This window comes from Rhodopirellula baltica SH 1 (genome assembly GCF_000196115.1).
Lineage (GTDB): Bacteria > Planctomycetota > Planctomycetia > Pirellulales > Pirellulaceae > Rhodopirellula > Rhodopirellula baltica.
Genome location: NC_005027.1, coordinates 715495 through 726652, shown reverse-complemented (window position 1 = coordinate 726652; position 11158 = coordinate 715495). Strand labels below are relative to the sequence as shown.

Here is an 11158-nt window from a genome sequence, read left to right as displayed (position 1 = left end):
GAAACCCTGTGGCTGCAAAATGACTGACGCAATCGTTCTACAATGGGGTGGTCCCGCAGACACCATCCCGTTCCAAAAACGATTCTCAATCGATGCTTTCGCAAACACTCCGCTCGGCCGCCCAACTCTTCCGATGCTTTCCATCGCCGCGGCAATTCGGTTGCCTGCTATTGCTGATATTAATCAGCGGGCTGTTTAGCGGCTCAACCGAAGCCGGCATCAGCGGCGAAAACATCATTGTTGTCGTCAACGCGAATTCGCAAGATTCGCTGACCCTGGCGAACCACTATGTCCAGCTGCGTGAAATCCCACCGGGCAACATCGTTATGTTGCAGGACGTCCCCGATGGACTGCGAGTCTCGCTGAACGATTTTCGCGAAAAGATTCTGAGGCCGATTCTGAATGAGCTTAATCGTCGAGAGCTCGCCGCGCACACGCAGGTGATTGCGTATTCAGCCGGATTCCCCACCGCCGTCGACATTCGCGAACACACCAAGCGGCTGACCGACGAAAACCAAAAGAAGTACCAGCGTCCGGTCGCCTCGATCAACTCGATGACGTTTTTCTATCGCTGGGTGCTCGCCGATTCACCGGACTACCTAGGTTGGGGCAGCAACTTCTACGCTCGCGGCCAATTCGAGCGTCACTTCGCGAATCCTTTTGCGGGTGAGACAGGCGAAACATTCAAGGCAGCGAAAACCGCCACCGGCGAAGCAACTACCGCGGACGATTGGACGAAGGCTGCCGAGCTATGGTCGACCATCGCCGACGAATTCCCGACGTTGCACCCGCTGAATATTCGCGCCGCCGAAGCGTTTGCCAATGCCGGCGACATGGACGCCGCACTCGAACGTTTTACACTGGCAACCGCGTCGGGCTGGGCCAATCGTCGTTACGTCGAAGAATCAGCGTCCCTGCAAAAGCTGGACTCAACGGAGGGCTTCGCCGCCGTCGTGGAACAATTGCAAGACGTTCCGATGAAGAACCAAGGACCGGTGCCGTTCTCGGCGAGCGTGGGCTGGACAAGCACCGGGCATCTGATTCCCAGTAACAAAGGCGGCATGCCATACATGTTGTCGTGTGTCTTGGGCGTCGTGCACGAACGTGGCAGCACTCTTCAACAAGCCATCGATGTCTTGAAGCGGGCTCGCAAGGCTGACCGAACCAACCCTGATGGAACGGTCGCGTTTGCCAAGACATCCGACGTACGGGTCACGACTCGCGAACCGTTGTACGCTGACGGCTTGGCCTGGTTGATGTCACGCGATCGCGACGTTGAAATATTCTCTTCAAAATTGCCAACGTCGAACAAGCGATACATTGGATTGATGTTGGGAGCGGCCAGCTTCGATGCCAAGAATCGATCGTGGTCGATGAATCCGGGAGCCATCGCCGAAAACCTCACCAGTCTGGGCGCGGCTTTTGAAACCAACTCGCAAACCAAACTGACCGAGTTGTTGCATGCCGGCGCAGCAATCAGCAGCGGTGCTGTCGCGGAACCATACTCATTGATTCCGAAGTTCCCGACGCCGATGATGCACGCCTACTACGCGGAAGGCGTCTCGGCGATCGAAGCGTTCTATCTGACAACCACTTCGCCCTACCAATTGCTGATCGTCGGCGATCCGGCCTGCCAGCCCTTCGCGAAAGCACCGATTGACTTTGTTCGAATGGAAATTGGCGAACCGATGGACGACAACGTCCCAATCAATTTCTTTTGGCAAGCTCTTCCAGGCAATAAGAACACATCCCCAACCGCAGCGATTGAACTGTATCTGCAAGACAAACGAATCGCAGTTTCGCGTCCCGCCAAAAAGATTGAAGTCAAGCTACCGAGCACTTTGGAAGGAGCTCTTCGCTGCCGAGCGGTGCTGATCGGACGCCACACCACTCAGCCACGCATCGCTATCACCGACACCTTGGTTTTGGGCAATCCCAATGCGCTACCAACCATCGACGTTGAATCGACCGACAATGAAACACTGCAGATCAAACTGGCTTGCCCTGACGCGGAGCGAATCGAATTGAAGCACCTTGGTCGCGTCGTAGCCGAAACCAGTGGCACATCGGGAAGCGTTTCTTTGACGCCTGACAAAATTGGTCGCGGCCCGATTCAGCTCGAGGTCATCGGGCACATTGGCGAGCAAGGAATCCCGGGCAAAGTTCAGCTTATCGATTTTTAGCGGTTGCACGTTGATCTCTTGCTCTTCGACTCACTGGGCGAGTCACCGCGATACTGCCTGTCGCGGCGGCTGACTGGAAAGGGCTCGCTGGACTTCGATTACCCGAATAGCTTGTTCAGCACTCATCTCCATCAAGCGGTCGCGACCATTTTCATCGGGGTGAAATTCGGTGAAGCCTTCTTTGTCCACGACCACGCGACCAGGTTTCGAAAGATCAAAGTAGTGGTCGTCAGGCCGAACGGCGAAGAGCACACTGGTCAAATCCCACGTTGGTCGATCATGGTTGGGACCACTGTGCAAGAGATACGCTTCGCGAACGGGATGATGCGGTACATAAGAAAAATCGCGGGCGATGCTTTCGCGTGGATAAGGCACCGCGATGCCTATGCGGTAATCACTCCACACAACGGGAATGTCATCGGGTGATTGATCGGCGAATCGCCGCATGGCGTCGATCCCATTGACGACGTTCGCTTCATCATGCCTTGGTTTTCCAAGGGTTGGTCCAAAACAGCCTGCCATCACTGAAATCAACTTGCACTTCTGTTGAAGCAGTGCGGGACCATCCAAGGGACTGATCGCATCCGCTTTCGAATCCAACAAATCTGCTAGGTTTGCCGCCAGACCGACTTGGATGATCACAACGCTGGCATCTTCCGCCTCCGCCAAGGTGCGACGCAGAACTTCCACCGCTTCGGGAGCGTCCTTGCTGCTGAGCAAGTCATGCGGGTATCGCAGTGAATCTCCATCACGAGTCTTGCACAATTTCAGGTAAAGACTCGGACGATGCTGAGCGTCCCTGGTCGCACCGATTGGGATGTCGCCCCGACCATAGAACGTGTTGACCGCATCCACGAAAGGTGCGGCAAGCGGATTGACCTTCGAGATGGTGACCGCTTTGAGTTCGCATTCACCACGATCTTGCAGAGCGTGCAACATCGCTAGCGCCAGCACATCATCACAGTCTCCGGTGATGTCGGTGTCAAAGATGATCGGCGTCGGTTTGCCTTCCAACGCGTCGTCGGATTCCGCACAAACATCTGGGCAGTCGATCATGGCGAACGTGAGCAAGAGAAGGACGATTCGTTGGAACATTAAAGCGGCTTTCGAAACGAAGGACTGGCGAAAAAAAACTGCGGAAACCCCAGATTTTTAACGGGCCATTGAAACCGCTTCCAAACGGGGCATGTCGCAAAACGAACGTTGGGAGCGGTGTTTTCCGCCACTTTAATCACCGGAAAGGGGTTCACAATTCGCACTCCAAGGCTATAGATTTCATTGCGGGTGACGGCAACCCCCTCTCGCAAGAGGGGAAGGCTCATGTTCCTCATTCGATTCGCGATTCGTGGAAAGCGTCCGAGTTGAGCAACGAGCCAGGCATGCCCGCCCCGAAAATCGTTCCATCTTATTACCCGTCATGAAAGAGACGCACACGATGAAGAATTTGCTTTGGTTATTGCTGCTCGGCGGCCTGATTGGCTCGGTCGGCTGCGATGGTTCCGCGACCTCCGCACCGTCGGATGATGAATTGAGCCAGTACGTCGAAGAGAACCCACACGACTTTGACAGCAATGCATCGGTCGACGATGGAGACACCGCGAACTAGTCACGTTCGTGAAAGACTCATCTGATCTGATTCCGTTTTGATTCATACATAGGAACTACACCCATGCCACATCGAACCCAACAAAAGGGATTCACGCTGGTCGAATTGTTGGTGGTCATCGCAATCATCGGAGTCCTTGTTGGACTCTTGTTGCCTGCCGTTCAAGCTGCCCGTGAAGCGGCACGTCGAATGAGCTGCAGCAACAACTTCAAACAAATTGGTTTGGCACTGCACAACTACCACTCCGCCTACAACATGCTTCCGGCGCACTCCGCGGGAACGACCAACACGGCCAATTCTGGAAACCCCAACCCATCACGCCGTGCCGATGGCGGCGGCGGACACAACCGAAACGAACTGAGCTGGTTGCCGGGGCTGACTCCGTTCTTCGAGCAACAAGCGTTGTGGGAACAAATCAGCAATCCAATGGACTCCGACGGCGATGGCGTCATCGACTTTCAAGCGATGGGCCCCGACGCTCGCATGAATTTGAGCGACCACAATGCAGCAGGCAATCGCTATCGACCATGGTTGACCAACGTTCCAACGTTGCGATGCCCCAGTGATCCCGGCGAAGGCCTGCCTGCTCAAGGTCGAACCAACTACGCTGCGTGCCTTGGTGACTCGACCCACCACATGCACTGTGGTGCGGAACAGGACCGAGCCAACATCCCCAACGGCAACTGGGCCCAAGCCGAACGGGCCGCTTGCCGAGGAACTTTTGTTTCGAGCCGTTCAACCGGCTTCCGAGAGATCCTGGATGGACTGTCCAACACGATCGCCGCCGGTGAGATCATTACCAGCCTTGGCGACCGCGACATTCGTGCTTTGCCACCGGATGCCCCGACGAGTATCCAAGCCAACAGCGGAGACCCGACCGGTCCCGACAACGCGCTGGCATGCCGCGACATGATCGATCCTGAACGCCCATTGTTTTGGCGCAGTGGTGCACCTTTCGTCGCATCGCCAGCGGTCACCGGTCCGGCTGGCGAAATGGAACGCGGATACAAATGGGCCTACGGACGCCCACTGTTCTCCGCGATGAACACCATCCTGCCGCCGAACTCAGAAATCTGCATGCAGGGCAACCGCCACAACGAAGGCATCTTGCCACCAAGTAGCCATCACCAAGGCGGCGTGCATGTTCTGATGGCCGATGGTGCGGTGAAGTTCATCACCGAGTCAATCGATGCCGGCAATTCAGGTGCTCCACCGGTTCGCTGGGACGGATGGGCGATCAATCCCGCCGGATCCCCCAGCCCGTATGGAATTTGGGGTGCACTGGGCACACGTGCGTCCAAAGAAGTGATCGATCAGGAATTCTGATCAACCCACGTCGATTGAGACGCACGAGTTAGAAATCGAAGAGCCACCACGAACTCAGTCCGTGGTGGCTCTTTTCGTTCATCGATGAACGTATCAAAAGCGAACAACAGCACTGAACAGGCACTCGTTGGACAAATGATCCATTGAGTCGATCCGGCGAAATTCGCCGGAGGTCGCTTGATCGTGATCCCTCACTCGTGGGTTGCGGTTGCTCACTTCTTCAGGAGAGCCAAGACGGCATCGTGAAGGTGGCCGTTCGTTCCGACGCCATCTCCGCCACGCACCGTGTCGATTCCTTTCCACGATGTGAAACGCCCGCCCGCTTCGCTCATGATCGGAGCCATCGCCGCGACGTCCCATGCATTGCAGATCGGGTCAACCATCAGGTCAGCACGACCGGTCGCGACCATTGCATAGCCATAACCATCACCCCAAGTTCGTGTCAGCCAGGTGTCTCGCTGCAGTGCTTCGAAGACATCCGTGTCACCGCGAGGTCCTTCCCCGCGATCGCCAAACGACTTCGCTTCGCTGGTAACAAAAACGGCTTTCGACAAATCAGTTTGTTCCGAAACGCGAGCCTCACTCCACGTCTTCAGATCATCGCTGTGGAAGCAGCCACCGCCCAATGCGGCCACCACGATTTGATCGGTTGCGGGAAGGTAAATGACTCCGCCGATCGGGGTCTCATCGCATTCCAACGCCAGCAACGTGCTGTACAGTGGCACACCACAGATAAACGATTTCGTTCCATCGATTGGATCGACGACCCAGCGATATCGGCTCGCCCCTTCGCTGTCGGCAAACTCTTCCCCCGCGATCGCATCGTCCGGAAATTGCTCCGCGACCAGTTTGCGAACCAATTGCTCGGCTTCGCGGTCAGCGATGGTCACCGGTGAATTGTCGGATTTGCGATCCACGGAAAGGGATGGCTTTCCATAGTGAGTCAGCGTGTGCTGGCCAGCCTTCAATGCGATGTCAACCATCGCGGTCAACCGTCCGTCGTGTTCCGATTGCCACTGGGTGGGAGTCCAATCCGACATGAGAAACCAAAGTTGCGAGTGAGGTGAAGAAACGGAATCTCGAAACGGCAATGACGTCCGTGGCCCGCAGTAGCGAGACATTCGAGTTCTCGCCAACAATCTAAATGAGCGAGCGAACGACGTACTACCCGGGTGGCTTCAATTCGGCGGGGACCTGTGTATGTTTGGCCCCAATCTCTGACTCTTCGAACTCTTTTTCATTGTGCTGGCGTTCTTTTCATGGCCGAGAACATTTTCCGTGGTTGCATCCCCGCTCTGATGACCCCATGCACCGCCGATGGCGAGCCTATGTGGGATGTGCTGGTCAAAACCGGCCAGGACCTGATCGAGCGAGGCATGCAAGCGGTGGTCTATTGCGGTTCGATGGGCGATTGGCCACTGCTGAGCGATCAACAACGCCAACAAGGCGTGACGGAATTGGTCCGGGCTGGCGTTCCTGTCGTCGTTGGCACAGGAGCCCAAAATACAAAGTTGGCCGCTGAACACGCCGCCCACGCGGCCACCGTCGGCGCAGCCGGGTTGATGGTCATCCCCCGAGTGCTCTCGCGAGGGACATCGCCACAGGCGCAGGCCAACCACTTCACGCGAGTTCTTTCGGCCGGAGAAGCATTGCCCGCGGTGATCTACAACAGCCCCTACTACGGATTTGAAACCAAAGCTGATTTGTTCTTCGCCCTTCGCGAAAAACATACGAATCTGGTCGGCTTCAAAGAATTCGGCGGTGCGGAATCATTGTCGTACGCTGCGGAACACATCACCAGTGGAGATGCCAACCTGACCCTGATGGTCGGCGTCGACACGCAAGTCTTCCATGGCTTTGTTCGCTGCGGTGCGGCCGGAGCGATCACGGGCGTCGGCAACGCGTTGCCAACCGAAATCTTGAAGTTGGTCGATCTTTGCCAGCGAGCGCAAAACGGCGACGTGGAAGCTCGCCGATTCGCAGCCGAACTCGAAAGTGCGTTGGCAGTTCTTTCCAAGTTTGATGACGGCCCGGACTTGGTCCTGCACTACAAGTACTTGATGGTGCTGGAAGGCCACGCCGAGTACGAACATCACTTCAACAAGAACGATCAACTGAGTGACAGCCAACGCGAATTTCTTCATGACCAATGGCGGCTGTTCCGCACATGGTGGTCAAATTGGCCGGGCAAAGATGCTTGATTGAACCAAATTGGTAAACCCAGAATCGCACACGCGGCTGATGCTAGCGAAGTGACGCTGGATCAGCGTCCGCATTTGAAAACGCGGCAGCTTCATTGCTGGCATGCTGCGAGCCCTGCAACATTTCGTCAGTCAGATCTAACACCACGACCTGTTCCTCCACCGACAAATTGTCACGCGAACGAACAGTCAGACGAATCTGATATCGCCCGGCGTCGATCTCCGCAGGAAGATGAAATTGCAATTCGCGTTTCTGGCCGGGAGCCAACCAGCGGCCGAAGCCGTCCAACAACCGGTGAGGACGTGAACCATCGTCACGTCCCAACAGCAATTCACCTTGGATCGGTGCGTAGCTTTCGCCTTCGTTGGCGACTTCAATCACGAACGCGTTTCCGGCGGTTAGGTTTGCCCACTGCAATGGTCCGGCCGCGACGGTCAATTGGGGCCGTTGTTGATGAACCAATTCAAGAGGCAATGAGGTTGCGGACTCAACGTCGTTTGGCGATTTGAGGTTCCGGCGAATGATGTCCAACGTTCCCCACTGCGACGATTCTTTGGACACACCTCGCAACAAAGCACGGATGGTTTTGGATCGACCGGCGTCCAATACAAACTTGGTGCTCGACAACATCAGACGGCTCATCGGGTCGCCGAGATGATCGCGAGGAACCAAATGAATCAACTGGTCATCGTCGCTGTTGTTCTTCACTTCCAAAGTCACCATTCGTTGTGTCCCTTCGACACGCCCCAGTTCGATCTGTGCTGGTTCCAATGTCACACCGGGGCCTAAGTTGGCGATGCGAGTGTCCAAAGCTCGAAAGGAATTCACCAGCAACGTTTGTGGAAAAGTCCGCTCCAACATCGTTCGCCGGCCGTTGCTGACCATCAAATTCAAATCGTATTGACCGTCGATGAGCGACGTTTCGAGCGGAGCTTCCAAACGCAGTCGAGCGTTGGGCATCATGCGAACCAAATACTTCTCGTCATCGTCCAGGTTGGCTCGCGAGGGCATGAACAAAGCGACCGGATCGGCAGAACGAGATTTCGATGCGTCGGCAGAATCTCTGTGCGACAACTCCGCCCGAACGCGACATTCCAGCGCAAAGTTACTCGGGTTTTTGACGTACGCTCGGATGTACGGCATGCCTTCGTGCGAGACCACTTGTGCGTCTTCGATTTCCATCTGCTCAATACTGCTCAGGTTCGTCAAACCCGTTTCGACGTCCACTCGGAGAACGTACTGCGTGACGTAGCGAATGGCGGCTCGCGTTTGACCACCGACAGCATCGGCGTCCGTCGGTTCGTCGACCATTCCTTCATCGCGAACCAACAACCCAAACGACAAATAATTGGTCTTCGCCAGCGGGATCGTCACCTTTCCTTTCAGCTCCACCGTTTCGCCAGCGTTCAGGGTGAACCGAGTCGGCGTGGTGAACTTCACGCCTTCCATGGGTGGGCTGTGTTCATCATGCAAAATGATGCCTGACTCTTCCTGCCGCAATTGAATCGGCGACACATCGATCTGCATCGTCTTGCCGGTCGATGTGACCGTGAACGAAAAAGGAATCACCTCGCCGCGGCGTCCCTTGAACCTTTGCACGACTGGCTCAATTCGAAACGCTTGCTCGACTCGTTGTTCGATGCTCACACGACGACCATCACGTGTGTCGATGGCACCGGTCCGAACACCGGGCGTTTGACCCTGAACCAAACTCGACATCACTATCGATGCCAAACATGCAAGCATTGATGTCCGTTTGCCGCGTGACCGAACACGTGCCGCCGAAGCGTTGTCTCGTTCCACGTGACGCTGGAGGGGCATTGGATTGAAACGCATCGTTGAAACGATAGGTGCGAGTATTTTCATCGAAGAGGTTGTCCGAGAGAAGTGCGTCCACGCTGAGTCAAGATTTCACGCGGCGTCGCAATCAACACGCGAAATCATCCACCTGAGGTGATGAACGCGGTGCCGGTTGATCGAACGATTCGCGGTGAGATAAAAATCACCACTTCCGCGTCGCGTGTTTGCCGCTGGGTCGTTTGAAAAAGGTAGCCCACTCCAGGCAGTCGACTCAGTCCTGGAATGCGATTGACTCGATCGACCGTCTCTCGCTGAACCAATCCACCAATGACAATGGTTTTGCCGTCTTTGACACTGACGGTCGTCGAGACACTTCGACGGTTGATGATTGGGTACTGATTGATTGACAGAGCCGGGGTTGCATTTCGAACATCCTCACTGACTTCCGCTTTCTCGATATCGATCGTCACTTCGTCACCACGAATGTGCGGTGTGATGTCCAACATGATCCCGGCGTCGACTTTCTGAATGTTCTGTTGAAAGAACACCGAGTTGTTACCGGTCGATCCCGGTGGTTGCACACTGAAGAACGTTTCGCGATTGATCGCGATGTTGGCTTGCTCGCCATCCTTTGCCATCACGTGTGGGGTCGCGCGGATGGTCAAGTAACCTTTCTCAGAAAGCAATCGAACGAAAGCGGAGGTGTTTCCGAAATCAGAAAAGATCGCATCCAAACCTGCTTGAGAAAGCTCTCCGTTCAATGCCAGACCCGACGCACTGAGCGAGAGCTCCTTCACGCCATCCATCTCGACCGCGTGTTGCCAATCCAAACCAAATTGAAAACCCGAGTCGGGCGAGACCACGCAAATGATTGCTTCCAACACCACCTGCGGAATCGGTTGATCGATGTTTTGGAAACGTTCGACGATGTCATTGGCAATCCGCGGTGGTGCTTCAACCAACATCGTTTTGGCTTGTTCAATCACCGTCACGTATTGCAACCAAGACACCGGCACGGTTTCCAACAACGTGTTCGGATCCATGTGCAGAGGTTGATACTGCGTCTTGATCGACACCATCGCGAAAAGTGGCGATGCGGGATCGGGCGGGGCGACAATCAATTGCTTGCCACGGCGTGAAGATGCCAACCCCAACGGCAGCAAAACCTTTTCGACCGCATCATCAAGCGTCAAATCGTTGATCTGCGCATTGACGATTCCGGCGACATTATCATCCAACACCAAATCCAAGTTGGCGTCGGTGGCCAACAACGTCAGCACTTCGCGAACATCCGTCTCGATGAATTCCTCGTTGATCAAGTAGTCCTCGTCATAGCTGACGCGAGCGACGTGAGACGAGCGGACCTGCGAGATCGGGATCAGTTCCAGCGGAATGATCTCTTCCTGAGGCGTTTGACTGAATCCATCGATCTGATGTTCTTCCTCTATGATCACCGTGTCACCGTGATCAACCATCACGCCGTCCACGACGATCGTGTGATCATGACTGTTTCCAATCATGTCCGGGTCGCCGCCGTTGGCAGCGTTGGAATGATCCAACGATTGCTGAATCAATTCATCGATGGATGTTCGATGGTAATCTGGCCGGTAGGCACACCCCGCTACCGCGAAAAGAAAGCAGGTCAACCCCAGCATTCTTTTCAAACGGATGCAAATCATCCGAGGGTTCGGCTTGGGGCGAATCAAAAACAGCAACGATGCGTCTCATGTGGGCACAAAAGCGAAACGAGATGTTTCACTCACCGTTTCTGTTAGTGGTTGTACAGTAGTGTGCCCACCCCGATTCCTGAAGCGGTTGCGATTTACCACCGTAAAAAGCGTCGTCAAATCGATCGGCGATAGGCGTGACGCTTGCCAACGTTCAGTAATCCGAGACGGGAAACTACGGAGTATCAATGCAGACGGCCCGTGATTTCTCACGGGCCGTCGCATGGTCGAGTTGTTGATCAAAGAGTTGCCGCAATCGGTTCAACTTGGGCACCGTTGAACCAGGGGCAAATCATGCGGGTATCCAGATCGCG

8 protein-coding genes are annotated in these 11158 nt (G+C 55.3%); 4 read left to right on the top strand and 4 right to left on the bottom strand.

Going from position 1 to position 11158, the window contains the following annotated elements; all coding sequences use genetic code 11:
* Positions 1-92: 92 nt before the first annotated feature.
* Positions 93-2183 (top strand): hypothetical protein, encoded by a 2091-nt coding sequence (locus tag RB_RS02825; RefSeq protein WP_011118363.1) that lies wholly within the window; start codon positions 93-95, stop codon positions 2181-2183.
* 42 nt (positions 2184-2225) lie between these two features.
* On the opposite strand, the gene RB_RS02820 is transcribed toward RB_RS02825, so the two are convergent.
* Positions 2226-3278, bottom strand: coding sequence for a nucleoside hydrolase (locus RB_RS02820; RefSeq protein ID WP_011118362.1), 1053 nt, complete (start codon positions 3276-3278; stop codon positions 2226-2228).
* Between the two features lie 340 nt (positions 3279-3618).
* Between RB_RS02820 and RB_RS27700 the strand changes: the two genes are divergently transcribed.
* Together RB_RS27700 and RB_RS02815 are read left to right on the top strand one after the other, a co-directional pair.
* Complete coding sequence (locus tag RB_RS27700) at positions 3619-3789, top strand: hypothetical protein (protein ID WP_165447203.1); 171 nt, start codon at positions 3619-3621, stop codon at positions 3787-3789.
* A 63-nt stretch (positions 3790-3852) separates the two neighbouring features.
* The gene (locus tag RB_RS02815) at positions 3853-5115 is read left to right on the top strand and encodes a DUF1559 domain-containing protein (protein WP_011118360.1); all 1263 of its coding nucleotides are present in this window, start codon (positions 3853-3855) and stop codon (positions 5113-5115) included.
* 212 nt (positions 5116-5327) lie between these two features.
* Here the strand turns inward: RB_RS02815 and hisN are convergent, their stop codons facing one another.
* Entirely contained in the window at positions 5328-6155 is an 828-nt protein-coding gene (hisN, locus tag RB_RS02810; RefSeq protein WP_164921412.1) for a histidinol-phosphatase, read from the bottom strand.
* A 219-nt stretch (positions 6156-6374) separates the two neighbouring features.
* Between hisN and RB_RS02805 the strand changes: the two genes are divergently transcribed.
* Positions 6375-7316: a dihydrodipicolinate synthase family protein gene (locus RB_RS02805; RefSeq protein ID WP_007329070.1), complete on the top strand. Its 942-nt coding sequence runs from the start codon at positions 6375-6377 to the stop codon at positions 7314-7316.
* Between the two features lie 43 nt (positions 7317-7359).
* Here RB_RS02805 and RB_RS02800 read toward each other — a convergent pair whose 3' ends face one another.
* Positions 7360-9183, bottom strand: a complete 1824-nt coding sequence (locus RB_RS02800) for a hypothetical protein (protein WP_011118356.1) — start codon at positions 9181-9183, stop codon at positions 7360-7362.
* A gap of 74 nt (positions 9184-9257) precedes the next feature.
* Positions 9258-10796 carry a type II secretion system protein GspD gene (locus RB_RS02795; protein WP_231846150.1) on the bottom strand — a complete coding sequence of 513 codons (1539 nt, stop codon included), beginning with the start codon at positions 10794-10796 and terminating at the stop codon, positions 9258-9260.
* Positions 10797-11158 lie beyond the last annotated feature (362 nt).